This is a genomic window from Sulfitobacter sp. CW3, from assembly GCF_019392245.1.
Classification (GTDB): domain Bacteria; phylum Pseudomonadota; class Alphaproteobacteria; order Rhodobacterales; family Rhodobacteraceae; genus Sulfitobacter.
The window spans coordinates 154,867-178,824 of record NZ_JAHXRL010000006.1; the positions used below are offsets into that span (position 1 = coordinate 154,867).

Below are 23,958 nucleotides of genomic sequence, written 5' to 3' on the forward strand. Positions count from 1 at the left end.
AGCGGTCTGCCCATGCCGCTCCTCAGCTGTCGTAAAACAATTCAGGCCGCAAAAAGTTCCGCAAGGTGCATGCAATCGAGCCAGGAAAATCATTCGCTAACAGGCGGGGCCGCGACCAACCGGAAACGGGAAATGCGCACGTCTCACGGGGCCGATGCCCCGTCGATTGCGCCCATTTCAGGGGTGGCTTGACCGAATTTCAAAACAGTTAGAAGCTGTAAAGGGGGGCTATTTCACGGAAATTTTAGGATGAAAGGAAAATTAATGTTTTTTGAACATGTGAAGAAACTTAACAAAACCTTTATTATGCTGGGTGTTTCCGCAGCAACTTTATTGGCTGGATGCGGTGATGTGCAAAGCGTTAATACGCTTGACGGAATGACGTCCAGCACCGGTTTTGATGGCATCTATCGAAAGCCGGTGAATTTGAACTATCCAAGCCAGACACGGTTCCTTGTGTCCAACGGTTTGCTTCCGGTCAACGGCCCGGGGGATACCTGCCTTGCCAGCGGCCATCGTCCAGCCAGCGGTTTTTTATGTTTCAGTCCTACAGGCAGGACGGAAGTGTCGGTCCGGTCGTTTGCCTTTAGCGGGGATGCTAATACGCTGAAAGCGATCCGCGATGCGCTGACGAAATTGCAGGTGGATATTGTTCAGCTCGCGTTGACGGATGCCACGACCAAAGAGGACGCGACACCGCAAGAGAAGGCCGACGTTGAGAAAAAAGCGAAAGCCATCAAGACGCAGGTTGAGCTGGTTGATAGCAAGCTTAGGGCCAATAACTTCTTTATTTTCCGGTGGGGCGGCAAGGATAAGTTTGGCGGCGACGGCTCTCTTGGGTCAACATTGTCGGGCAGCGCGGCAGCAGAGAGCGAAGAATCCGGGCGTGTGATTGTGGGTGGCCTGACGGTCGCAAATCTGCGTATCGGGCTGAGTGATGCGCCTGATTTACTTAGGCAATATCCCAAGTCTGCCAAAATCGCGACCTACACCTTGGGGGCAGAGCATCTGCTGTATTTCTCGGGACTTAAGTTTAGTGCGGCGCTGCAAGCAAAACTGGACGGTAGCGTTGATGACCTGAAGAAGCTGTCGCCCGAGACAAAGGCAGTGCTAAGCGCATATGCATCTTTGGGGCGGGCTTATGAGACCGAGGGCGCGTTCTCAGCCACCAGCGTGGAGAGTTTGCCATTGGCTGAATATAACCAAAAATACGGCAAGCAGCATGTCTTTTATTCAACAATGACTGATGTGGAGACGCTGATTAAATCGATCGAGTGAACGGCCTGCGCATCTGGGTTGCCTGCATATCGATACTGTGGTGCGCATCAAAACCAATTGCGCATCTCGTTTACAAAGACCCGCCGGGATATCGAAACGGCCGCTCACCTGGCGAGATTTCGTGTTGAACGAGGTGAGCAAGCCGCGCAGGCACAAGGTTTCCCACGTCATGAAAACCGTGGGACACCTGAACGTAAGGTGTCAGTAAACAGATACTTCGGAAGACAAGTGGCAGCCCGTAGGGGAGTCGAACCCCTCTTTTCAGGTTGAAAACCTGACGTCCTAACCGATAGACGAACGGGCCACTTAGCTTGTGAGCGGTTCATTAGGCAATCGCGCGAAAGGGCGCAAGTGGAAATTACCCCTAATGTGAAAAAGTTTTACGCAGGGGCTGCATCTTCCAGTCGAAGTTGCACTGTTTGCCGTCCGCGCCAGCTATTGATGTCGAGCCGACCAGCCAAATGAAACCGTGCGCCGCCGTGGTTTTCAAGGGCCGGGCCAAGCGGTCCGTCAAATGCACCAAAGGCGATGGCGTCGAGTTTCGTGCCAGCACCGCCGCCATCGCCAAAACTGATTTTCAGATGGCTTTCACCGACGCGCTTGGCAAAGCGAATCTGCATATCCGCGAAAACATAACGCGGGGCAGGGGCACCGGCACCAAAAGGGCCCGCCTGTTCGACTTGTTCGGCCAATTCGACCGTGGCAGCGGCGGGCATCAGCATGCCGTCCAGGCGCAGATCGGCGGCACCGGCCAGATGGGCACCCTGTTTCTCCAGCAGTTCGGCCAATCGCGCCATGGCGGCGTCCAGCTTGTCTTCGGCGACGGTCAGGCCAGCGGCCATCTTGTGGCCACCGCCCTTGATCAGCAACCCTTCGGCCGCGAGCCGTTGGATTGGCGCGCCTAAATCGATGCCGGATACGGATCGCCCTGATCCCTTGCCAATGCCGTCTTCGAACCCGATCACGATTGACGGACGGTTTGATGCTTCCTTGAGGCGCGAGGCGACGATGCCCACCACGCCGGGATGCCAGCCCGCACCCGATGCCCAGACCAGCGGGGCGTCAAAGCCGCGCGCCTCGGCCTGATCCAGCGCCACAGCGCGGACAGCGTTTTCGACATCGCGACGTTCCGTGTTGAGCGTATCAAGCCGTTCGGCCAAGGCGGCGGCCTCGTGAGGGTCATTGGTGGACAACAGGCGCGCGCCCAGATCGGCCTGCCCGATGCGCCCGCCCGCATTGATGCGCGGCCCCAGCAGAAATCCCAGATGATAAGAGGCAGGGGCCGTGTCCATCCGCGCGATGTCAGCAAGTGCAGCCAAGCCGACGCGGTCGCGCCGTGCCATCACCCGTAGCCCTTGGCGTACAAAGGCCCGGTTCACACCGATCAACGGTGCCACATCCGCGACGGTGGCAAGGGCGACCAAATCCAGCAGGGCCATCAGATCGGGGCCTTTGGTGCCCGCCTCGCGCAATTGGCGGCCAGCCTCTACCAGCATCAAGAACACCACACCAGCGGCGCACAGATGGGCCAGCGCGCCGTCCTCGTCCTGCCTGTTCGGGTTCACGACCGCGACAGCATCCGGCAGGGTTTCAGCGCCAAGGTGGTGATCCAGCACGATCACATCCGCGCCCACAGCGGCAGCAATCGGCCCGTGTGACAGCGTCCCACAGTCGACACAGATGATCAGATCATGCTTGGCGGCCAGTGCGGCCATCGCCTCGTCATTGGGGCCGTACCCTTCGTCGATGCGGTCGGGGACGTATAGCGTCGCCTGACAGCCCATGTCCCGCAGCCAGACCAGCAGCAGGGCGGCGGAACTGCCGCCATCCACGTCATAATCAGCAAATACAGCTATGCGCTGGCGGGCTTTGACGGCGGCCAGAAACCGCGTGGCGGCTTTTTCCATGTCACGCAAGCTGCGCGGGTCGGGTAGCAAGTCGCGCAATGAGGGGGAAAGAAACTGCTCGGCCTCGTCGGCGCTTACGCCGCGGCGGGCCAGCACCTGACACACGGCTTGGGGCAGTTCGGTTTGCTGCAACAGCACCTGCGTGGCACGCTCGACCTCGACCCCGGGGCCGACCCATTTGCGCCCGGTCAGGGACGCATCAACACCTAAAAAGCTCATGCGTCCCTCGTTCTTGTTATGTTGGGTAAGTCATCCAGTGATCTACGCGCCTGTCCTGTTTAGCTGCTCGTCGGCGTGCGGTAATTGATCCGCCGCACCGAACCGGATTTCGACCGCATGATCAGCGTTTCAGTTGTCAGCCAGCCGGGTTCACGCTGGACGCCCGGCAACAATGTGCCGCCGGTCACGCCGGTTGCGGCAAAGATAACGTCTTGGGTCACCATTTCATCGCGCCCGTAAATACGGTCAAGATCGGTAATTCCGGCCTTGGCTGCGCGGCCACGTTCATCATCATTGCGGAACAACAGACGGCCATACATCTGCCCGCCCATACATTTCAAAGCGGCCGCGGCCAGCACGCCTTCGGGGGCACCGCCCGATCCCATATACATGTCGATGCCGGTGCCGGGTTCCGAACAATGCATCACGCCGGCCACATCGCCATCAGAGATCAACCGGATCGCCGCGCCGGTTTCGCGGACCTGAGCGATCATTTCCTCGTGGCGGGGGCGTTCAAGGATACACACGGTGATGTCTTGCGGGGTGCAGCCCTTGGCGGCGGCAAGCGCTTGCACACGTTCGGCGGGCGTCATGTCCAGCGTGACCACATCGGCTGCGTATCCCGGCCCGATGGCCAGCTTGTCCATATAGACGTCAGGCGCATGCAGCATGGATCCGCGCGGCCCCATGGCGATAACCGTCAGGGCGTTTGGCATATCCTTGGCCGTCAGGGTGGTCCCTTCCAGCGGGTCCAGCGCGATATCCACACCGGGGCCGTTGCCGGTGCCGACTTCCTCGCCGATGTACAGCATCGGTGCTTCGTCCCGTTCGCCTTCACCGATGACCACAACGCCCGCAATATCCAGCAGGTTCAACTGTTCGCGCATCGCGTTAACAGCCGCTTGATCCGCTGCTTTTTCGTCGCCGCGCCCGATCAGCTTGGCCGATGCCAATGCAGCGGCTTCGGATACGCGGGCAAGGCCCAGTGACAACATGCGGTCTTTGAATTCAGCGGAAGAGGTCATATTTAGCGGTCCTTATAGAAATCAGTCTGGTTGAAACGGGCTCAAAGGTCTTCGATCCGCAAAGCAACGGGATCAGTGGCCAAAACGCCCGTGCCCGCCATCGCGGCCAAGGCTTCATCCAATGCCTTGCGGGTTGTTTTATGTGTCACGATCAACACCGGGGCGTGGTCGGTTTGGTGTTCAGTTTGGCGCATCCGGTTAATGCTAATGCCAGCCTCGCCCAGCACGGTGGCCACCTTGGCCAATGCACCGGGTTTATCCAGCAGACCCATGCGCAGATAGAACGCCGCCGGGGCCTGTGACATGGCGGATTTTGCATCGGTCAGGGTGCTGGCCTTTTGACCAAACACCGGCCCCTGCCAGCCACGGGCAAGATCGCAGATGTCAGACAGAACAGCACTGGCCGTGGGGCCTTCGCCTGCACCGGGGCCGCGCAGCACGATCTGGCCCACGGCATCGCCCTCAAGCACGATCATATTCGTGCCGCCAGACAATTGCCCCAAAGGCGACGTATCGGGCACAAGGCAGGGCTGCATGCGTTGCTCAAGACCGCGACCGGTCATCTGGGCCACGCCCAGCAGTTTGATCTTGTACCCCATGCCAGCAGCGGCGCGGATGTCTTCGATGCTGACCCGCTCGATCCCCTCAAGGTCGATACCGTCGAAATCAACGCGTGATCCGAACGCAATCGACGATAGAATCGCCAACTTATGCGCGGCATCAATCCCGCCCACATCCAGCGCCGGATCAGCCTCAAGATAGCCAAGCCCGTCGGCCTCGGCGAACACGTCGGCATAGGGCAGGCCCGCGTCTTCCATGCGGGTCAGGATATAGTTGCACGATCCGTTCATCACGCCCATCACACGGGTGATCTGGTTGCCTGCCAAGGCTTCGTTCAAAACCTTGATCACAGGAATGCCGCCCGCGACCGCCGCCTCATAGCGGATATGACGGCCAGCGGCCTCGGCCTGTTCGGCCAGTGCTTGGCCGTGGATGGCCAGCATCGCCTTGTTCGCGGTTACGACATCTTTGCCAGCGGCCAGTGCCGCCTCGGTTGCGTCTTTGGCCGGACCTTCGTCGCCGCCGATCAGTTCGACAAACACATCGACATCATCGCGCTTGGCAAGGGCGACGGGATCGTCCTCCCATGCGTAGCCCGACAGGTTGACGCCGCGGTCTTTATCTTTGCTGCGTGCAGACACCGCCGAAATGGTGATCGCGCGGCCGGTGCGGGCCTCAAGCAGATCGGCCTGTTTGCGCAAAATGCGGACAACGCCCACACCCACCGTACCCAATCCCGCAATCCCAAGACGAAGTGGCCCAGACTGAAGCGGATGTGACATGTGCATTTCCTTTAAAACGGTGCGCGGAGGCGACGAGATTATTCTATGGCCGCGATGTAGCGGGTTCAAACCCTACGTGCAACGCAGCCAATCGAAAATCGTTTATTGCAAGCCTTCGCCCAACCGCTGCTTTTCGCTGCCCGTCAGGACCGATCCGCGCAGCCGGGCCGCACGGGCCTGCAAACCCGCGACCCGGGCGTTCATGCTGTTCTCGGTCTGGTCAGCGTTAATCTGCCCTGCAGTGGCCTGCGCCAAAAGCGGATCAACGGGGACAAGGGCGGGATATTCGGCCGCCAGCATTTCAGGCGTTGTGCGGCTATCTAGCGCCGGAAACTGCGTACAAGCGGCAGGCAGCAGCAGGGCAAGGGCGCAAAGGCCTGAAAGGGCGTGATGTGTCATGGGGCAATTCATGCACTAGCCACGGATTTCGTGCAAGCGGGGTTTGCCTTTGAACGAGCGTTCAATTAGCGTTTGTATATGGCACGCACCACTGGTTCACATTCTGACATTACCGGCCCCAAGGTCCGCGAGGCAGCATTGCGCTTGTTTGCGCAAAACGGATTTGCCGCCGTGTCCATGCGTGCCATCGCAAGCGAGGTCGGCGTGCAGGCGGGGGCGCTGTATAATTATACGCCCGATAAACAAACGCTGCTTTTCAATCTGCTTTGCACCCATATGGAGCAACTTTTGGCGGCGTTTAGCGACGACACGAGCCTTGCGCCGGTGGATAGGCTACGCCGCTTCGTGGATTTCCACATCAGGTTTCACGCCGACCGCCCCGACGAGGTTTTTATATCGTACATGGAGCTGCGCAATCTGACGCCCGACAATTTCGGCGCGGTGGAAGCCCTGCGCCGCCAGTACGAAGACCGTCTGGAAACCATTTTGCAAAGCGGTGCTGATGCGGGTGATTTTGACATTGCGGATACAAAGATCGCGACCCTTGCCGTGATCGCGATGCTCACCGGTGTGAACACGTGGTTTCGGGTCGGGGGGCGGCTTTCACTTGATCAGGTGATTGCGCAATACTGGGATATGGTGCGCAAATCGGTGGTGTCGGGGTAGGATCGCCTGTGGCAGTATAATGTCTTCTGGTCGGTCTTTTGTCCCTGAACCAGAAGGCCCGTTGATCCTGTCGAAGTCGGAGTATATGAATTTTAGAATATTATTATATTTCAGTGTCTTGCGGATTGTTTCCTGTCGCGGGATCAGAGGGCGCAACCGGCCATAAAACACTGGCAGATGGGTTCCCCAAGAACTGACGGACGAGGAACCTCAATAACGCGGCTAAGAAGTCGCTGCGCGTTCATCTTCGTAAATGCTAAGGTGCTGGGATAGGTACGCCGCACAAGGCCCTGGTCTTGCTGAGTTTTCGCTCGTTTCAGCCCGGCTGGAGCGGAGCTGTCGCAGTCAAAAGTGTTAACAAACGCAACGCCGCGCAAGATGCCCTTAACGATATCTTAGGCAAATATTCACCTTGATTACGACTGAGAGGCAGCGTGAGGTTTTGCGGATATCTTCTTGGGAAGAGGAGGAATTCCGGGCGATCAGCATATGAAAACCGCCCGGAAACACGCAATATATGGTTAATCAGGCTGAGCCACGATTTCAGCCGTCAAAGCCCACGAACCGCGCCACAGCGTCCACGGGGCGGCGCACCGATTTGACGTCATTCGCGGAAAAGCTGTCGTCGGGCCAGCCAAGCGCCACGCAGGTCATGATCACCTGATCGTCAGGGATTTGGGCATGTTCGCGCACGACGGGCGATTGCATGATCCCTTGGCCGTTGATGACCGACCCCAGGCCTTTGCTCCAGGCGGCAAGGACCAGACCATAGGTGACGGCCCCCAGATCAAAATGCGCGATGGTGCCGTTGTCATCCAGCGATTTGTCGAAACAAACAACGATGGACACGGGCGCGTCAAACTGGCGGAACCCGCGCATCACCCAATCCTGACGGCGCTCTTTGTCTTCGCGTTCAATCCCCATGGCGGCGAACAATTGCTTGGCGATGTCGACCTGCCGTTCGCGGTGCACGCCCGCATAGGCCCCGTGATCGTTGATCTCGCGGACCGGCGGCACACCTTGCAACATGCGGGTCGAATTCCCCTCGCGGACGTTCTCAAGCGGTTGGCCGGTAAGAACGTGAAAATGCCACGGCTGGGTGTTCATCGACGAAGGCGCGCGGTTGGCCAGTTCAATGATCTCTTCCAGCAGGTCGCGCGATACGGGGTCTTTGGTAAAACCCCTGATGCTGCGACGCCCCAACATTGCCTGTTCCAGTTCCATGATGTCCCTCCCGACGTTTCCTGACAGACGTCAGCGTCTTTCAAAGGCGGGGCGGGGTCAAGCGCCGCTTTGCGCGGTGCCGCTGCGTCAGATCAGCAGTTGGGAACGTTGACGGCCAAGCCACCCAGCGAGGTTTCCTTGTATTTCTCGGACATGTCCGCGCCGGTTTGGCGCATGGTTTCAATGCAGGCATCCAGCGGCACCAGATGCGTGCCATCGCCGCGCAGGGCCAGCGACGCTGCCGACACCGCCTTGATCGCGCCAAGTCCGTTGCGTTCGATGCAGGGCACCTGCACCAAGCCACGCACAGGATCGCAGGTCATGCCAAGGTGATGTTCCAGCGCAATTTCGGCAGCATTTTCGATCTGCTCAGGCGAGCCGCCCATAACGGCGCATAGTCCGGCGGCAGACATCGCTGCGGCGGACCCGACCTCGGCCTGACAGCCTGCTTCGGCACCCGAGATCGAGGCGTTGAATTTCACCAGCCCGCCAATGGCAGCGGCGGTCAAAAGGAAGTCTTCGATATGCGCCTCGGACGCGCCGGGCACGTGATCAAGATAATAGCGCAGGGTCGCGGGCATCACGCCGGCGGCACCGTTGGTGGGGGCCGTGACGACCTGACCGCCAGCGGCGTTTTCCTCGTTGACGGCCATGGCGTAGACGCTCATCCAGTCGTTGATCGTGTGCGGCGCTTGCTGGTTCAGGCCACGTTCTGCGAGCAGCGCATCATGTATGCCTTTGGCGCGACGTTTCACATTCAACCCGCCGGGCAGGATGCCGTCGGTTTCCAGCCCGCGATCGATACAATCGTTCATCACCTGCCACAAACGTTTGGACCCGTCGCGCAGATGTGCCGCGCCGCCGCGCGATTCTTCGTTGGCGCGTTTCATGCCTGCGATGGTTTTGCCCGAGGCGCGCGACATCTCAAGCATCTCGGCGGCTGATTTGAAGGGGTAGGGGACGGGCGCGCCCTCATCGCTGTCTTTGCCTGCTGCCAATTCGGCCTCGGTCATCACAAAGCCGCCGCCGATGGAATAATATGTTTCGCGCAAGGTCACGTCGCCTTGGGCATCGGTGGCCATTAGCATCATGCCATTGGCGTGGCCGGGCAGCTTCACATCATAGTCAAAGATCATATCCGTCTTAGGGTTGAAGCTGAGCGCGCCGAAATCCGGCAGGGTGATCTGGTTGCTGGCGTCAATCTCGGCCAGCACGCTTTCGGCTTTGGCGTGGTCATAGTCTTGGGGGGTAAAACCCGCGAGGCCAAGGATCGTCGCGCGGTCGGTGGCGTGGCCTACACCGGTGAACGCCAGACTGCCGTGAAGCGACGCGCGCAAGCCCGCGAATTTGAACGGCGACGCGCGCATCAGGTCCAGAAACCGTGCCGCAGCAACCATCGGCCCCATGGTGTGGGACGACGAAGGGCCGATGCCGACCTTGAACATATCGAAGACAGAGAGAAACATCAGGTGGCACTTCCTTGGGGAGGGGTGGCATAGCGCGGGGATGAAAATGGCGTGGGCCCAAGCCCTTCGGCGGTTTGCGCCGCGGCGGTGCAGGGTAGGGTCTCGAGCGTTAGGCACATCTGTTTGAGATAGGGGTAGTCGTCAAGGTTAAACCAGTTCCGGTCTTTTTGCACAGGGTACAGCACAGACCAGCGCAGCAAAGCGGCAAGGTAAAACTGGATCGCCAATGGAATTGGCCGCAGGGCCGCCCGCGCATCGAGCGTCGCCAGATGACGTTTTAGCGCGTCCTGCATGGTCAGACGCAGCGCGGCTTGATGGGCGGGATCGGGGCCTGCGTATTTCTCAGGATAGAATGTCATACGCAGCGCAGAATGAACGGTGTTCGAGGTGAAAAACAACCACTTGAGGAAATCCGCACGCTGCGGGCTGTCAGCTTGCGGGGCAAGCGTTCCGTACCGATCTGACAGCCAAAGCAGGATCGCGCCTGTTTCAAAGATCGGGCCATCGGGGGTTTCCAGCACGGGAATAAGCCCATGCGGATTGAGCTTTAGATAGGGCGGCGATTTATGTGCAGCCGCTTTGCGGTCAACCAAGACTGTGCGATAGGGCTGGCCCAACGCTTCGAGCGCCAAGCGGATGATAAGCGACGCGTTATCGGGGGCATAGTGAAGTGTGTAGCTGTTCATATTGCCGTGTTATCCGATTGCAGCGGGTCTGGGCGATTGAAAACGACATGTTCGCGCACATAGCGAAACGACAGGCGGAAAAGCGGCCGGTTCGGGCAAAATTCGCGCCTGTATGCCGCGTAACCGCGTGTCCCGAAAACATGATTTACGGCACCGCGCGAACTTGCAGCGCAGCGGGTGGTTTTGAGGGGTCGCACCCACCGTCCGCAGCGTCTATAAGGGCATCGATCAATCAGGAGTCGCTATTATGGCCGGAGAACTGTCACCAATTGACAAGGCAAAATTTGTAGCCGCGAAACGTGCCGCGCAGTTTGTTGAAGACGGCATGCGCGTTGGGCTGGGTACCGGATCAACCGCTGCGTGGTTGGTGCGTTGTTTGGGCGAAATGGTCCGCGACGATGGGTTGCGCATCAAGGGTGTGCCAACCTCGACCCGTACCGCGCAGCTGGCCCGCGAGGTCGGTATCGAAGTTATCAGCCTGGACGAGGCGAAGTGGCTGGATCTGACCATTGATGGTGCCGACGAATTCGACGGTGAACTGAACCTGATCAAGGGTGGCGGCGGTGCGCTGTTGCAAGAAAAGATCGTGGCGACCGCATCTGACCAGATGGTCGTGATTGCTGACATCGGTAAAGAGGTCGAAACGCTGGGCGCGTTCCCGCTGCCGATCGAAGTAATCCCCTTTGGCTGGCAAACCACCCAAGCCTTGGTCGAGGAAACGCTGATCTCGATGGATGTGCTGGGGCGGACATCGACCTTGCGGATGAATGGCGAAGTGCCGTTTATCACGGACGAGGGCAATTATATCATGGATTTGCACCTGAACCGGATCGGGAATCCGCGCCAATTGTCGCTGGTGATCAACCAGATGCCCGGTGTTGTTGAAAACGGATTGTTTATTGATATCTGTGACGCAGTGGTCATCGGCTTTGGGGATGGGCGTGTCGAAGTGCGCGATATCAACGAAGGTACGATCGACCGTGATCGCGTTGATTTTGTCGAGTCAGACAATGTGTTTTCCGACCTGTCCGACTGAAACTAGAAAGGCCCCAATCCAATGAGTGAATTTGACTTTGATCTGTTTGTAATCGGTGGCGGTTCGGGCGGTGTGCGCGCTGCACGGGTGGCTGCCAGCGAACATGGCGTCAAGGTCGGGTTGGCCGAAGAAGACCGCTATGGCGGGACCTGCGTAATCCGGGGCTGTGTGCCGAAAAAGCTAATGGTGTTCGCATCGGGCTATTCCGGCATGGCAGACGAGGCGCAAGCCTATGGTTGGGATATCAAACCGGGCACGTTTGATTGGCATTCTTTCCGCAAGCGCCTGCATGGTGAGCTGGACCGCCTTGAGGCCGTGTACCGCAAACTGCTGGCAGGATCCGGGGTTGAGACATTTGACGCCCGCGCCACAATCAAAGACGCGCACACGGTTGAACTGTCTACCGGCGAGGTGAAAACCGCCAAGCATATTCTGGTCGCAACCGGCGGCCGCCCTGTGCGCCCTGATCTGCCAAACGCGGATCTGGGAATTGTGTCGGATGACCTTTTCCACCTCGAAAAGCTGCCTAAATCGATCCTGATCATTGGTGGCGGCTATATCGCCTGCGAATTTGCCTGCATCTTGCAGGGGCTCGGTGTCGAGGTGACCCAATATTATCGCGGCGCGCAAATCCTGCGCGGCTTTGACGACGAGGCCCGCGGGCTGGTCGCGGAATCGATGCGCGAAAATGGTATCGAAATCCACACGGGCACCAACATCGTTGAAATGGCGCTGGAGGCGGACCGCGGCAACGCTGACGCGCTCAGCAATTCTGACGCCGCGATGGGTGCCACCGTTAACCAAGCAGGCGAGCTGAACCGTCACAACGAGGCTGCGCGTCAGGGATCGCAGGGGCCGATCTGGGTGAAGTCCACCAATGGCGGCGAAAAGGTCTTTGATATGGTGCTGTTCGCGACGGGCCGCACGCCGATGACCCAAGACATGGGTCTGGAAGACGTCGGCGTTAGCTTGGGCCGTGGGCAGGAAATCGAGGTAAATGAATATAGCCAGACCGGCGTGCCGTCGATCTATGCCATTGGCGATGTGACCAACCGCGTAAACCTGACGCCGGTTGCGATCCGTGAAGGCATGGCTTTCGTGCAAACAGTCTTTGCCGCAAACCCGACACCAGTGGACCATGACCTGATCCCGTCGGCGGTCTTTACCCAGCCCGAAATGGGCACGGTGGGCCTAAGCGAAGAACAAGCGCGCGACGCGGGACCCGTCGAAATCTACGCGACATCGTTTCGGCCCATGCAAACAGCCTTTGCGGAACAGAACCAACGTGTGATGATGAAGCTGATCGTGTGTCGCGATACCCGCGTTGTTCTAGGGTGCCACATCGTCGCACCGAATGCGGGTGAATTGATCCAACTTGTGGGCATCGCGGTCAAAGCGCGGCTGACAAAAGAACAGTTTGATGCGACCTGCGCGGTGCATCCGACCATGTCGGAAGAACTGGTTACGATGCGCGCACCAACGCGCACAGCTTGAAATCCGGGCAGTTATGCCCAAGTTTGAACGAGACGAGACCGCAAAGGCGGTCGTAACAGGGAAGAGTTAATGGCTGGAAATACAGGCGGCCCTTGGGGCGGCGGAGGAAACACAGGCGGTGGAAATTCTGGCGGTGACCAGAACAAGCCAAATGGCAACCGACCAAGCGGCGGTGGCCGTGGCCCCGGTGGCGACAAACCACAAATCCCGGAAATTGATGATCTGGTGAAAAAAGGCCAGGAACAGCTGCGCGTTTTGATGGGCGGCAAAAGCGGTGGCCGTGGTAACGGTGCCGGCGGTGGAAGCAGCGACAGCAACGGCCCGCGTTTCACGCGCGGCACGATCGGTCTGGGCGCGTTGGCCGCTGTCGTTCTTTGGGGCATGACCAGCTTTTACACTGTGCGTCCTGAACAGCAGTCGATTGAACTGTTCCTTGGCGAATTCTCGGGCATCGGCACCGAAGGTCTGAACTTTGCGCCGTGGCCCTTTGTCACTGCCGAAGTGTTTGACGTGACAACCAACCGCGCCGAAACCATCGGCGCTGGCCGCACGGGCGGCGACAACGAAGGCTTGATGCTGACGACAGATGAAAACATCGTCGACATCGACTTTCAGGTGGTTTGGAACGTGAAAAACGCGCAGGATTTCAAATTCTCGCTGCGGGACCCGACCGCGTCTGTGCGTGCGATCTCGGAATCGGCGATGCGCGAAATTATCGCGCAATCCGAACTGGCACCGATCCTGAACCGTGACCGCGCCACAATCGAGGCAAACGCACGCGAACTGATCCAGTCAACGTTGGACAACCGCCAGACTGGTATCAACATCATCCGCGTCAACTTTAACAAAGTGGACCCGCCGAGCCAGACGGTGACCGTCACGGACGACAGCGGTCGGGTCTCGCAAGAGTCCGTTATTGACGCCTTCCGCGACGTTCAGGCAGCTGAGCAGGAACGTGACCGGGTTGAACGTCAGGCTGACGCCTATGCCAACCAGCGCACCGCCGAAGCGCGCGGTCAGTCCGCGCAGCTTTTGGAAGCAGCCGAAGGCTACCGTGCGCGCGTTGTGAACGATGCTGTCGGTGAGGCAAGCCGTTTCGAGGCTGTTTTGATCGAATACCAAGCCGCACCCGAGGTCACGCGCAAGCGTTTGTACCTTGAAACCATGGAAAAGGTTCTAGGCGACGTGGACAAGATTATTCTTGAGAATAACCAAGATGGGGGCGGGCAGGGCGTTGTGCCGTATCTGCCGCTTAATGAACTGCGTTCGAACCGGGGGTCAAACTGATGGGTAAGCTAAATATCATTATCCCCGTTATCGTGATTGCGGTGGTTGGCGTACTGTCGTCGATCTTTATCGTTGATGAACGTGAAAAGGCATTGGTTCTGCGCTTTGGCCAGATCAAGCAGGTGCGCGAAGACGCAGGCATCGGGTTCAAAATCCCGTTGCTGGATGAAGTCGTGCGTTATGACGACCGTATCCTGTCGCTTGAAACCCCGATGATCGAAGTCACGCCAGCCGATGACCGTCGTTTGGAAGTGGATGCCTTTGTACTGTACCGCATCGTGGACGTGCGTCAGTTCCGTCAGGCTTTGGGCACCGATGGGGCCCGTCAGGCTGAAATCCAGCTGAACGGTATCCTTGATGGTCAGATCCGTGCGGTTCTGGGTTCGCAAGGTGTCACATCGAACACCATTCTGTCGCCTGAACGGTCGGCGCTGATGGATCAGATCCGTGAACGGTCTGATGCACGTGCGCAGGCTTTGGGTCTGGATGTGGTCGACGTGCGTTTGCGCCAGACCAACCTGCCAGAGCAGAACTTTGACGCGACATTGCAGCGCATGATTGCTGAGCGTGCCCGCGAAGCGACCGATGAACGCGCCCGTGGCCGCGAGGCTGCGCAACGTGTCACGGCCCTTGCGGATCGTACCTATGAGGAAATTCTGTCAGAAGCCCGCCGTGATGCCCGCATCACCGAAGGTGAGGCAGACGCCGCGCGCAACAAAATCTTTGCCGAGGCCTATTCCAAGGATGCAGAGTTCTTTGAATTCTACCGCTCGCTAAGCGCGTATGAAGAGGCGCTGAAGGGAGAGAATTCGACCATGGTGATGTCACCGGATAGCGAATTCTTTAACTATCTGGGGTCGGATCAGGGCAGCCGCGCGACTGAGGGCGCAGGAAACTAAACCCTTCTGACGGTTTGCGATTACAAAGGGCTGGCCACTGCGCCGGCCCTTTTTGCGTTTTGGCTTTAATTCACGGGGTGTCCGCATCTAGTGGGTGAACGTCGGAACGCAGACATCATGGCAAGGTTGATTGCCCTATGCACATTTGAGCGTGCTTTTGCTTGCAATGGCCGTTCAAGATTACCAGCACACCATAATGACCATGCTTATGCTATGGTCGTGCGTCGATAAACAGGGACGTTTAGAACAAGATGTTCAAACCACCCGGATCAGGGCGAGACAGATGGCAAAACCGTTGTTTCTTGGACCGTAAGGACCGGGTAGGCAGTTTTAAACTGCTGCATCACATCGCTGGATAGGTCGGGGAAAATTGTACTGATATCTTCGCGCGCATCGTCAGTCAGTGTTCCGTAGGACCACGCCCCCAAGGCAAAGCTCTCGGCCTCTATGCCGTCAACATATACGATTTCATGTCCATCAAACAGAAGATGCACATATTCGACGGTGGCAATCTCGTGATCAATCGTAATGGTCTCATCGTTGACGAGGCCTTTGGCGGGCACAAGCAGATGAGATTCAGCAAACAGCATCTCGTTACGCTGATCACTGATTAACAATCGGTGTTGTTGGGACAGGTACATATCCCGACAAGGTTTGCCCGGACCAAATGCATTTTCTGCGATTTTCACAGGTCGCAAATTCGGGTTCTCGGCCATCTCGTGTTGAGAAATAACGCGTTTGTAAACCCAGAGGAGCTTTTGAAAACCATTGTCGCGCGTATGAATACGCATGCCTGGCTCAAGATCGCAAATCTGGACCATTGCCTCATCTGTTTTGATGTAGGAGCTTGATGTAAAGCAAATAGCGCCTTCAATATCTGAATACTGAGAGTCGTTTGAAGGAGTAGTGTTCGATGATGAGAATGAATATGTTACCCCGGGGACAAGCGGGGCAGACGGCAGGTAGCCAATGAAAATACCGTTGCCAGAACTTGAATTCGGATCTGAATCCATCTCCATATAATACAGGGTGATTGTGCTGCCATCTGATCCCGAGAGCTCGTACTGTAACTCGGAGTATACCGTTGTTGTTGCGCCCCCGGAAATATAGGTCCCGCTTAAGTCCGTCAGCACACCGAATTGATTGCTATCGTTGCCATCTTCGTTGTTGTAAAGATCGCCTTCCAAGACACTATCATCGTCGGTGATTGTCAGCAGCACATCTGTTGTTTCATCGTATGTGTTGGAAAGGCTTAACGATCCCCCACCAAAGTTGAGCGCACCCGCTGTATACATTTGAAACGTAGTTGTGGGCATGACGTGCCTCCCGGATGTACTGACTCAGAATTTCAACCTGTTAGGTACTTATTGTAAGTTAGGAAATTGTACCCTTTCCAAAATGTTTATCTCTAATATTGAAAAAATGCTAGAGGGGGGCCGTTTTCGCCTTATAAGCGCAACATTGTGTGCCCCGGTGCAGAGACATCCCCCTTGCCACCACTGTGCAAAGCCCGGTTTCTGCAAGCTGACATCGGTGAATGTCACGTCGAAATCCGGCGCGCGGCTGTTATGTGGGAACATCACTCGCCGTACAAATGCCGCATAGCGGACCACCATAATACGCCGCCACCCGCTAAAAAAGCAGATTACTTGACCTGCCAAGGGGCGATGCCCGTTGACATGCGCGTGAACGATCACATCTTTCACCTTGCAGCACTGGCATTGCGGATGCACTCTGATGTCAGAAATTTTGGGTGCTCTGCTGTGCCCCTTTGTTCAGGAGATTGTGAATGCCGCCCAAGGCCGTATCCGTGTCGAAAACAACCACCTCGCCTGTTTGGGTTCAGTGGCTCATGATGGGCATGCTGGCCTTGGTATTTGTCGTGATGCAGGCCGTCATGGCCTATGCCAAGCCCGAAAGCCTGGCCCCGCTGGCTGAGAAAATCAGCCCGTCGGTGGTGAACATCACGACATCGACTGTGGTCGAGGGGCGTACCGGCCCGCGCGGTATCGTGCCCGAGGGATCCCCCTTCGAGGACTTCTTTCGCGAATTTCAGGACCGCAATAATAACGGCCAATCCGATCCCTCTCCGCGCAAGTCATCGGCGCTTGGGTCTGGCTTTGTGATTTCCGAAGACGGCTATGTGGTGACGAACAACCACGTGATTGAAGGCGCCGATGAAATCACGATCGAATTTTTCTCGGGCGAGGAACTGATCGCCACGGTCATCGGCACCGACCCCAACACGGATATTGCCCTGCTGAAAGTCGAGGCCCCGACGCCGCTGCCATTCGTCAAGTTTGGCGACAGCAATGCCGCGCGTGTGGGCGATTGGGTCATCGCGATGGGCAACCCGCTGGGGCAGGGGTTTTCTGTCTCTGCGGGGATCGTGTCGGCGCGCAACCGTGCGCTGTCGGGCACCTATGACGATTACATTCAGACAGATGCTGCGATCAACCGCGGGAATTCTGGCGGGCCATTGTTCAATATGGATGGGTCTGTGATCGGGGTGAACACCGCGATCCTTTCGCCCAATGGCGGCTCGATCGGGATCGGTTTTTCTATGGCCTCCAACGTGGTGACACGTGTGGTTGATCAGCTCAAGGAATATGGCGAAACCCGCCGGGGCTGGCTTGGTGTGCGCATTCAGGACGTGACGCAAGACGTGGCCGATGCGATGGGGCTGGCCAAAGCAACTGGCGCTTTGATCACCGACGTGCCCGAAGGCCCCGCCAAAGAGGCCGGCCTGCAAACAGGTGACGTGATCATGAGCTTTGCCGGTGTCGAGGTCGAAGACACCCGCGGCTTGGTCCATCAGGTGGGTAACAGTGCCGTAGGTGCCGCCGTGCGGGTCACCGTGCTGCGCGACGGGAAAACGCAAACGCTCAAGGTGACCCTTGGACGGCGCGAAGACGCGGATGACACCAGCCCCGCTGCCACGCCGCAGGATGATGCCACGCCGGAAGCCCCCGAATCAGCATCGTTGCTGGGCCTGACCCTGACGCCACTGACCGATGACATGCGCGAGGAATTCGGCGCGGATGAAACCACGAACGGTTTGGCCGTCACCGAGGTTGATGAAATGTCCGAAGCGTTTGAAAAGGGCCTGCGCCCGGGGGACGTGATCACAGAGGCGGGTCAACAAAGCGTCGCCACCATCGCGGACCTTGAGGACCGGGTCAGCGAAGCCCAAGACGCAGGGCGCAAATCGCTGTTGTTGCTGATCCGCCGCGCTGGTGACCCACGCTTTGTCGCGCTTGGGATCGAAGAGTAATCAGCGCCTTTCAGGTCGACTGAACCGATGACCCGCCTTTGCCATGCGCAGGGGCGGGTTTTCTTTGATTTACGCGCGTAGCTTCTTTGTTGTTTCACATATCGAAAGTCGATAGGTTTCTTCAAACAAAGGAAGCCTTGATGCCCGAAACGACGCCCGCGAACGTGTACCCAGAACGTCTTCATGCCCTGCGCACGCAGATGCTGGCCGAGGCAGACATCACCAGCGTTCAAAACCAAGAGCTGATCCAAAGCCGCCGCGAACAGATTTGCGATGCCGCGCTTGAGCTGTTTTTGGAAAAGGGTTTTGCCGCCACAACCGTGCGGGACATTTGCGCGCGCTCTGGCGTCAATCAGGCCAGCATCTATGATTACATCGCCAACAAGAACGACATCTTGCGGCGGCTTTTGAACCAGCTTTGGTTCCGCGAAGACGTGCCGACCCTGTCGGTGATCTTGCAAGACCAGTCCCTGTCGCTTGAGGAAGCGATTGAGCAGTATTTCCGCGAAAGCTGGGTCCATAAACGCAAGGGCACGCTGCTGGCCTATCGCTGTGTGCCGCATATGCAGCCCGAGGATCGCCAAGCACTGCACGCCCGCGAATATGCTGCGATGAAGGACCTTGCCGACCAGCTTAGCTTGCGGTTGGGGATTGGTACCGAAGACCGCCGTCTGGATATCGTGGCGAACCTGATGGTGTTTCTATCGGCCTTCGGGCCCATGCGCGATTGGCTGAACCGCGATATTCCAAATGATCAAATCCTGCGTGCCGTTGCCGTTGGCGCGGCGGCGATGGTGCGATCACTAGAGGATGACAGCACCAAGTAAGCCGGATCAGGTTTTGCGGGCGCGGATCACCGTATGGTGGCTGACGATGTGATAGCCCAGTTCGGCCGCGACCCTGCTCATCAGCTCGGCGATTTCGGTGCCGGGGATTTCGATCAAATCACCGCTGTCGATGTCAACCAGATGATCGTGATCCGTATGGGGCATCATTTCATAGCGGGCAGGGGCGTCATCCATCACCAGTTTGCGCACCAGACCTGCGTTTTCCAGCACTGACATGGTGCGGTAAACCGTCGCGACCGACACTGTATCATCCAGCGCGCGCGTTTTTTCATACAGCTCTTCGACATTGGGGTGATCATCGGTTTCCGACAGGATCGTTATAATCGACGCGCGCTGTGGTGTGACCCGCAGCCCTGCATCGCGCAGCATTTGCCTGTAGTCGGAATCATTTTCCAAATCGGTCACCATCCTTGTGTTGCCCTGACTTTATGCAAGTTTCACCTTGCCTGCAAGTTTTTGCGATCTATTCTCATTCGCATGTTTGACATTTGCGAATAATTCGCATTTACATGTAGGCGACCCTCTTCGGGTAAGGAGGCTTTGGTGAGAAATTCTTTGTTAGCGACAGTTGCTGCGACGGTCATGATGGCAGCAGCCCCCGTTTGGGCCGCCGATTTCAAGGTGGTGACGACCTTTACCGTCTTGGCAGATATGGCGCAGCAGGTGGCAGGGGATGCCGCCGAGGTGGTATCGATCACCAAGCCGGGTGCAGAAATTCACGGCTATGAACCGACCCCGCGCGATATCGTCGGGGCGGTCGATGCCGATCTGATTTTATGGAACGGCCTTAATCTTGAACTGTGGTTCGAACAGTTCCTGTCAAATCTTGGCGATATCCCATCTGTGACTTTAACCGATGGCATCGACCCGATTTCGATCGCTACCGGCGATTACGAGGGCAAGCCGAACCCGCATGCGTGGATGGGGCTCGATAATGCGCGGATCTATGTGGACAATATCGCGGCGGCCTTTGCGCAGTATGATCCCGAGAATGCAGAGACCTACAAAGCCAATGCTGAACGGTACAAGGGCGAAATCCGCGATACGATCACCCCGTTGCGTGACCGCGTGGCGCAGATACCCGAGGACAAGCGGTGGTTGGTGTCATGCGAAGGCGCGTTCAGTTATCTTGCCCGTGATTTCGCCATGAAAGAGCTGTATCTGTGGCCAATGAACGCCGACCAGACAGGCACACCGCAGCAAGTGCGCAAAGTCATCGACGAAGTCCGCGCCAGTGATATTCCTGTCGTATTCTGCGAAAGTACCGTCAACACGTCGCCCGCCAAACAGATTGCGCGCGAAACCGGCGCGGCCTTTGGCGGGGTCTTGTATGTTGATAGCCTCAGCACGTCCGAAGGGCCGGTGCCCAGCTACCTCGATCTGCTGCGGGTGACATCGCAGACCATCGCGGACGGGCTGACTGAGAACTTGAAGTGATCGGAATTGAGATATGAAAAACGCTGAAATCCAACATGATGCCGAACATTTCGCGGCCCAAGACAGCGGTATCTCGGCCCATAACGTGACGGTGACCTACCGCAACGGCCACACGGCGCTGTATGACGCAAGCTTTGAAATCCCGCGCGGCACGATCACTGCGCTGGTGGGGGTGAACGGCGCGGGGAAATCCACGTTGTTCAAGGCCATCATGGGCTTTGTGCCCGCCGCCGCAGGCGAGATCAGGCTGCTGGGAAAAACGGTCCGCGAGGCCCTGCGCGAAAACCTTGTCGCCTATGTTCCCCAATCCGAGGAAGTCGATTGGGCCTTTCCGGTGCTGGTGCAGGACGTGGTGATGATGGGGCGTTACGGTCATATGGGTTTCCTGCGTCGTCCCAAAGCCGCAGATCACGCCGCGGTGGACCAGGCATTGCGCCGCGTAAACATGACCGATTTCCGCAACCGCCAGATTGGCGAGCTGTCCGGCGGTCAACGCAAACGCGTCTTTCTGGCCCGCGCATTGGCCCAAGATGGCCGCGTGATCTTGTTGGACGAACCCTTTACCGGTGTGGATGTTAAAACCGAAGACCAGATCGTCGCGCTGCTGCGCGAATTGCGCGACGAAGGCCGGGTGATGCTGGTATCGACCCATAACCTTGGCTCTGTGCCCGAATTTTGTGACCGCACCGTGTTGGTCAAGGGGACGGTCCTTGCCTACGGCCCGACTGAAACGGTCTTTACCCACGACAACCTTGAACTGGCATTCGGCGGGGTGCTGCGTCACTTTACCCTTGGTGGCAGTGATCTGCATGACGATGATGATGGCCGCGAGCTGCGGATTATCACCGACGACGAACGCCCCTTTGTCCACTACGGAGAGGCGCTGGCCAAGGGCGAGGACGACAAATGATCGAGCTGCTGCTAGAGCCGTTCGGCTACGGCTATATGTTCAACGCCATGTGGGTGTCGGCCATGGTCGGCGCGGTCTGTGCGTTTCTGTCCTGTTATCTGATGCTGAAAGGCTGGTCGCTGATCGGCGACGCGCTTAGCCACTCGGTCGTGCCCGGTGTGGCAGGGGCCTATATGCTGGGCCTCCCCTTTGCGCTTGGCGCTTTTGCGGCGGGCGGATTGGCTGCGGGGGCGATGTTGTTTCTGTCGGGGCGGTCCGGTCTCAAGATCGACGTGATCATCGGGATCATCTTTACGTCCTTTTTCGGGCTTGGCCTGTTCATGGTGTCGCTGTCGCCCATGTCGGTCAGTATCCAGACCATCATCATGGGTAATATTCTGGCCATCGCCCCGTCCGACATCATTCAGCTGGCGATCATCGGGGTGGTTTGCCTGACGGTCCTGCTGCTGAAGTGGAAAGACCTGATGGTCACGTTTTTTGACGAAAACCACGCGCGGTCTATCGGGCTGAAGCCGGATCTGTTGAAGGCGATCTTCTTTATGTTGCTGTCTGCTGCTGTTGTGGCCGCGATGATGACGGTGGGTGCGTTTCTGGTGATTGCGATGGTCGTCACCCCCGGTGCCACGGCCTATCTGCTATGCGACCGGTTTCCGCGTCTGATCATCGTGTCGGTGATCATTGGTACGCTCACAGGGTTTCTGGGGGCTTATGCCAGCTATTTCCTGGACGGTGCGACGGGCGGCGTGATTGTTACGCTCCAGACCGCCATTTTCCTCGCGGCCTTTGTGTTTGCCCCTAAACACGGCGTACTGGCCGCGCGGCGCAAGGCGGCACAGGCGTTGCGGTCCTTGCGAGACGAGGTGCCATCATGATCGAGACATTGCTGTTTCCGTTTCAATTTCCATTCATGCAAAACGCATTCTGGATTATTCTGCTGGTCGGCCCACCCACGGCATTGCTGTCGTGCTTTCTGGTGCTGAAAGGCTGGGCGCTGATGGGCGATGCTGTCAGCCACGCGGTGCTGCCGGGGGTGGTACTGGCTTGGATCACGGGCATACCGCTGATCATCGGGGCCTTTGCCGCGGGCATGTCCTGCGCATTGCTGACCGGATACCTAAGCCATAACAGCCGGATCAAACAGGACACCGTGATGGGGGTCGTGTTCTCGGGGATGTTTGGCATTGGCATCATCATGTACACGTCGATTTCGACCAACCAGCATCTGGATCACATCCTGTTCGGCAACATGTTGGGGGTGGGCCCGCAAGACCTATGGACCGCTGGCATTATATCGGTCTTTGTGACGGCGTTTATGGTCCTGAAATGGAAAGACCTGCTGTTGCACGCCTTTGATCCGGCCCAAGCGCAGGCCAGCGGTTTGCGCACCGATCTGTTGCACTATGGTTTACTTGCGGTGCTGTCGTTGACCATCGTGGCGACCCTGACGGCGACGGGGCTGATCCTTGCTGTTGCCTTATTGGTGACACCGGGTGCGATCGCATTTTTGCTGGTTCGCAGCTTTGGCCCGATGCTGATTGTGTCGGTTGCGGTGTGCACTGTGTCGATGTTTGCGGGCACCTACCTTAGCTTTTTCATCGACAGCGCGCCGGCACCTACAATCGTTTTGATCCTCACGGCGGTGTTTGTCGCGGCCTTCGTTAACCGTCTTTACGCCACGCATAAAGCATCACGGATCTCAGGGGACGCAGCGGCAAACGGGCTTGATGTCGGGTAAAAATCGCGATGACCTTTCGACCATTCGCAACCCCTGATCGGTCTCCATTTTTTGGGAAGGGTCTGGCGCGGTTTCGAACGGCAGGTAGGTCGGATTACTTTGGGTTGAGCGAATTTTCGCCGCAATACCTAAGGCTGTTATATAGGCCCTTGATTAATCGTGCAGAGCCTCGCTTTAGGGCACCTTTTCGGCGTATTCTTGCATGTGTTTCTAATTACTAAATGAATCGAGATGCTCGCGAATCGCGGTGGCAGATGATTCGTCGAGAATGAGGCGTTTCGTTTGGATTTAGTAAACAAATGGTTAATTTTATTTCCATTGGTTCCTAATTTTGAGCATTACTCCAAAAAAAATGGCAGAAATTTGCCTCTAGTTTACGTAGGGTCAATTGTTTCAAATACCGACACAGTAAGGCTGCCGAATTAACTTCTTGCAAGGGGCCATGCTGGTTTTCTTCAATGTTTCATAATCTTAACGCCGGTGCGGTCTAAGCGGCTCCGAAACAATAGACACCCATAAGCTGTACCGGTGCTTAAAAACTCCCCCGAAAAATGGCGTAAACGCGGCGTTTCGTTTACTTGTTATGGTAATTTTCCCTTCTCGGAATGGCGCGGTGCGGCTATCGATTAGATGCCCAACTGGGGGGCAAAGTCTGTAGGTCACGGGGGCGACCGCATTGAACGCGTACTGGTTTGTACGGGATAGATGTGTTCGTCGCGCTACTAAGTTGTCGAATATAATACCGGTCTTTTTACGGCCAGGTTAAGTCGCTTGCGGCTTGTCATCCCTTCAAGCGGGCCAAGGTTCACTGTGCGTCGTCGTTCG

21 protein-coding genes and 1 tRNA gene are annotated in these 23,958 nt (G+C 57.4%); 12 read left to right on the top strand and 10 right to left on the bottom strand.

Going from position 1 to position 23,958, the window contains the following annotated elements:
* The first annotated feature begins 264 nt into the window (after positions 1-264).
* Positions 265-1,278 (top strand): hypothetical protein, encoded by a 1,014-nt coding sequence (locus tag KZZ06_RS14795; protein WP_219580888.1) that lies wholly within the window; start codon positions 265-267, stop codon positions 1,276-1,278.
* Positions 1,279-1,507: 229 nt separating this feature from the next.
* On the opposite strand, the gene KZZ06_RS14800 is transcribed toward KZZ06_RS14795, so the two are convergent.
* The 5 genes from KZZ06_RS14800 to KZZ06_RS14820 form a co-directional block, all read right to left on the bottom strand.
* A tRNA-Glu gene (locus tag KZZ06_RS14800) sits at positions 1,508-1,582 on the bottom strand.
* A 76-nt stretch (positions 1,583-1,658) separates the two neighbouring features.
* The gene (recJ, locus tag KZZ06_RS14805; protein ID WP_219580889.1) at positions 1,659-3,404 is read right to left on the bottom strand and encodes a single-stranded-DNA-specific exonuclease RecJ; all 1,746 of its coding nucleotides are present in this window, start codon (positions 3,402-3,404) and stop codon (positions 1,659-1,661) included.
* Between the two features lie 59 nt (positions 3,405-3,463).
* A complete protein-coding gene (gene glpX, locus KZZ06_RS14810; RefSeq protein ID WP_219580890.1) occupies positions 3,464-4,429 on the bottom strand; it encodes a class II fructose-bisphosphatase in 966 nt (321 codons plus the stop codon).
* Positions 4,430-4,470: 41 nt separating this feature from the next.
* Complete coding sequence (locus KZZ06_RS14815) at positions 4,471-5,772, bottom strand: homoserine dehydrogenase (RefSeq protein ID WP_219580891.1); 1,302 nt, start codon at positions 5,770-5,772, stop codon at positions 4,471-4,473.
* 102 nt (positions 5,773-5,874) lie between these two features.
* The gene (locus KZZ06_RS14820) at positions 5,875-6,171 is read right to left on the bottom strand and encodes a hypothetical protein (RefSeq protein WP_219580892.1); all 297 of its coding nucleotides are present in this window, start codon (positions 6,169-6,171) and stop codon (positions 5,875-5,877) included.
* A 78-nt stretch (positions 6,172-6,249) separates the two neighbouring features.
* On the opposite strand from KZZ06_RS14820, the gene KZZ06_RS14825 reads away from it, so the two are divergent.
* Positions 6,250-6,837, top strand: a complete 588-nt coding sequence (locus KZZ06_RS14825) for a TetR/AcrR family transcriptional regulator (RefSeq protein ID WP_219580893.1) — start codon at positions 6,250-6,252, stop codon at positions 6,835-6,837.
* 543 nt (positions 6,838-7,380) lie between these two features.
* Here KZZ06_RS14825 and KZZ06_RS14830 read toward each other — a convergent pair.
* The 3 genes from KZZ06_RS14830 to KZZ06_RS14840 all read right to left on the bottom strand — a co-directional run bounded on the left by KZZ06_RS14830 (position 7,381) and on the right by KZZ06_RS14840 (position 10,213).
* Positions 7,381-8,061, bottom strand: a complete 681-nt coding sequence (locus KZZ06_RS14830) for a nitroreductase (protein WP_219580894.1) — start codon at positions 8,059-8,061, stop codon at positions 7,381-7,383.
* A gap of 92 nt (positions 8,062-8,153) precedes the next feature.
* Positions 8,154-9,527: an L-serine ammonia-lyase gene (locus KZZ06_RS14835; protein WP_219580895.1), complete on the bottom strand. Its 1,374-nt coding sequence runs from the start codon at positions 9,525-9,527 to the stop codon at positions 8,154-8,156.
* Positions 9,527-10,213 carry a glutathione S-transferase family protein gene (locus tag KZZ06_RS14840; RefSeq protein WP_219580896.1) on the bottom strand — a complete coding sequence of 229 codons (687 nt, stop codon included), beginning with the start codon at positions 10,211-10,213 and terminating at the stop codon, positions 9,527-9,529. Before KZZ06_RS14840 ends, KZZ06_RS14835 begins: the two co-directional genes overlap by 1 nt.
* 247 nt (positions 10,214-10,460) lie before the next feature.
* Here KZZ06_RS14840 and rpiA point away from each other — a divergent pair, with 247 nt between their 5' ends.
* From rpiA to hflC, 4 genes are all read left to right on the top strand, one after another.
* Positions 10,461-11,249 carry a ribose-5-phosphate isomerase RpiA gene (gene rpiA, locus KZZ06_RS14845; protein WP_219580897.1) on the top strand — a complete coding sequence of 263 codons (789 nt, stop codon included), beginning with the start codon at positions 10,461-10,463 and terminating at the stop codon, positions 11,247-11,249.
* A gap of 21 nt (positions 11,250-11,270) precedes the next feature.
* Positions 11,271-12,743: an FAD-dependent oxidoreductase gene (locus KZZ06_RS14850; protein ID WP_219580898.1), complete on the top strand. Its 1,473-nt coding sequence runs from the start codon at positions 11,271-11,273 to the stop codon at positions 12,741-12,743.
* A gap of 69 nt (positions 12,744-12,812) precedes the next feature.
* Entirely contained in the window at positions 12,813-14,030 is a 1,218-nt protein-coding gene (gene hflK, locus KZZ06_RS14855; RefSeq protein WP_219580899.1) for an FtsH protease activity modulator HflK, read from the top strand.
* Positions 14,030-14,929, top strand: coding sequence for a protease modulator HflC (gene hflC, locus KZZ06_RS14860; protein WP_219580900.1), 900 nt, complete (start codon positions 14,030-14,032; stop codon positions 14,927-14,929). Before hflK ends, hflC begins: the two co-directional genes overlap by 1 nt.
* Positions 14,930-15,198: 269 nt before the next feature.
* On the opposite strand, the gene KZZ06_RS14865 is transcribed toward hflC, so the two are convergent.
* Positions 15,199-16,245, bottom strand: coding sequence for a Hint domain-containing protein (locus KZZ06_RS14865; protein ID WP_219580901.1), 1,047 nt, complete (start codon positions 16,243-16,245; stop codon positions 15,199-15,201).
* Between the two features lie 473 nt (positions 16,246-16,718).
* Here KZZ06_RS14865 and KZZ06_RS14870 point away from each other — a divergent pair, with 473 nt between their 5' ends.
* On the top strand, positions 16,719-18,203 hold the full coding sequence (locus tag KZZ06_RS14870) for a Do family serine endopeptidase (protein WP_219580902.1): 1,485 nt from the start codon (positions 16,719-16,721) through the stop codon (positions 18,201-18,203).
* Between the two features lie 140 nt (positions 18,204-18,343).
* On the top strand, positions 18,344-19,030 hold the full coding sequence (locus KZZ06_RS14875; protein WP_219580903.1) for a TetR/AcrR family transcriptional regulator: 687 nt from the start codon (positions 18,344-18,346) through the stop codon (positions 19,028-19,030).
* A 6-nt stretch (positions 19,031-19,036) separates the two neighbouring features.
* Here KZZ06_RS14875 and KZZ06_RS14880 read toward each other — a convergent pair whose 3' ends face one another.
* A complete protein-coding gene (locus tag KZZ06_RS14880; RefSeq protein ID WP_308340025.1) occupies positions 19,037-19,456 on the bottom strand; it encodes a Fur family transcriptional regulator in 420 nt (139 codons plus the stop codon).
* A 138-nt stretch (positions 19,457-19,594) separates the two neighbouring features.
* Here KZZ06_RS14880 and KZZ06_RS14885 point away from each other — a divergent pair, with 138 nt between their 5' ends.
* Genes KZZ06_RS14885 through KZZ06_RS14900 form a run of 4 tightly spaced genes read left to right on the top strand, consistent with a single transcriptional unit; the run spans position 19,595 to position 23,133 of the window.
* Positions 19,595-20,488, top strand: coding sequence for a metal ABC transporter substrate-binding protein (locus KZZ06_RS14885; protein ID WP_368858721.1), 894 nt, complete (start codon positions 19,595-19,597; stop codon positions 20,486-20,488).
* A gap of 13 nt (positions 20,489-20,501) precedes the next feature.
* Positions 20,502-21,398, top strand: a complete 897-nt coding sequence (locus KZZ06_RS14890) for a manganese/iron ABC transporter ATP-binding protein (RefSeq protein ID WP_257884377.1) — start codon at positions 20,502-20,504, stop codon at positions 21,396-21,398.
* Complete coding sequence (locus KZZ06_RS14895; protein ID WP_219580905.1) at positions 21,395-22,270, top strand: metal ABC transporter permease; 876 nt, start codon at positions 21,395-21,397, stop codon at positions 22,268-22,270. Before KZZ06_RS14890 ends, KZZ06_RS14895 begins: the two co-directional genes overlap by 4 nt.
* Positions 22,267-23,133, top strand: a complete 867-nt coding sequence (locus KZZ06_RS14900; RefSeq protein ID WP_257884378.1) for a metal ABC transporter permease — start codon at positions 22,267-22,269, stop codon at positions 23,131-23,133. The genes KZZ06_RS14895 and KZZ06_RS14900 overlap by 4 nt, the downstream gene beginning before the upstream one ends.
* Positions 23,134-23,958 lie beyond the last annotated feature (825 nt).

Excerpts from the sequence above, each read along its gene's own strand:
- KZZ06_RS14795 (WP_219580888.1), top strand. The coding sequence starts at position 265 with ATGTTTTTTGAACATGTGAAGAAACTTAACAAAACCTTTATTATGCTG.
- KZZ06_RS14835 (WP_219580895.1), bottom strand. The coding sequence starts at position 9,527 with ATGTTTCTCTCTGTCTTCGATATGTTCAAGGTCGGCATCGGCCCTTCG.
- KZZ06_RS14875 (WP_219580903.1), top strand. The coding sequence starts at position 18,344 with ATGCCCGAAACGACGCCCGCGAACGTGTACCCAGAACGTCTTCATGCC.
- KZZ06_RS14865 (WP_219580901.1), bottom strand. The coding sequence starts at position 16,245 with ATGCCCACAACTACGTTTCAAATGTATACAGCGGGTGCGCTCAACTTT.
- KZZ06_RS14830 (WP_219580894.1), bottom strand. The coding sequence starts at position 8,061 with ATGGAACTGGAACAGGCAATGTTGGGGCGTCGCAGCATCAGGGGTTTT.
- hflK (WP_219580899.1), top strand. The coding sequence starts at position 12,813 with ATGGCTGGAAATACAGGCGGCCCTTGGGGCGGCGGAGGAAACACAGGC.
- KZZ06_RS14840 (WP_219580896.1), bottom strand. The coding sequence starts at position 10,213 with ATGAACAGCTACACACTTCACTATGCCCCCGATAACGCGTCGCTTATC.
- KZZ06_RS14890 (WP_257884377.1), top strand. The coding sequence starts at position 20,502 with ATGAAAAACGCTGAAATCCAACATGATGCCGAACATTTCGCGGCCCAA.
- KZZ06_RS14900 (WP_257884378.1), top strand. The coding sequence starts at position 22,267 with ATGATCGAGACATTGCTGTTTCCGTTTCAATTTCCATTCATGCAAAAC.
- recJ (WP_219580889.1), bottom strand. The coding sequence starts at position 3,404 with ATGAGCTTTTTAGGTGTTGATGCGTCCCTGACCGGGCGCAAATGGGTC.
- KZZ06_RS14815 (WP_219580891.1), bottom strand. The coding sequence starts at position 5,772 with ATGTCACATCCGCTTCAGTCTGGGCCACTTCGTCTTGGGATTGCGGGA.
- glpX (WP_219580890.1), bottom strand. The coding sequence starts at position 4,429 with ATGACCTCTTCCGCTGAATTCAAAGACCGCATGTTGTCACTGGGCCTT.
- KZZ06_RS14895 (WP_219580905.1), top strand. The coding sequence starts at position 21,395 with ATGATCGAGCTGCTGCTAGAGCCGTTCGGCTACGGCTATATGTTCAAC.
- KZZ06_RS14870 (WP_219580902.1), top strand. The coding sequence starts at position 16,719 with ATGCCGCCCAAGGCCGTATCCGTGTCGAAAACAACCACCTCGCCTGTT.
- hflC (WP_219580900.1), top strand. The coding sequence starts at position 14,030 with ATGGGTAAGCTAAATATCATTATCCCCGTTATCGTGATTGCGGTGGTT.
- KZZ06_RS14825 (WP_219580893.1), top strand. The coding sequence starts at position 6,250 with ATGGCACGCACCACTGGTTCACATTCTGACATTACCGGCCCCAAGGTC.
- KZZ06_RS14850 (WP_219580898.1), top strand. The coding sequence starts at position 11,271 with ATGAGTGAATTTGACTTTGATCTGTTTGTAATCGGTGGCGGTTCGGGC.
- rpiA (WP_219580897.1), top strand. The coding sequence starts at position 10,461 with ATGGCCGGAGAACTGTCACCAATTGACAAGGCAAAATTTGTAGCCGCG.
- KZZ06_RS14820 (WP_219580892.1), bottom strand. The coding sequence starts at position 6,171 with ATGACACATCACGCCCTTTCAGGCCTTTGCGCCCTTGCCCTGCTGCTG.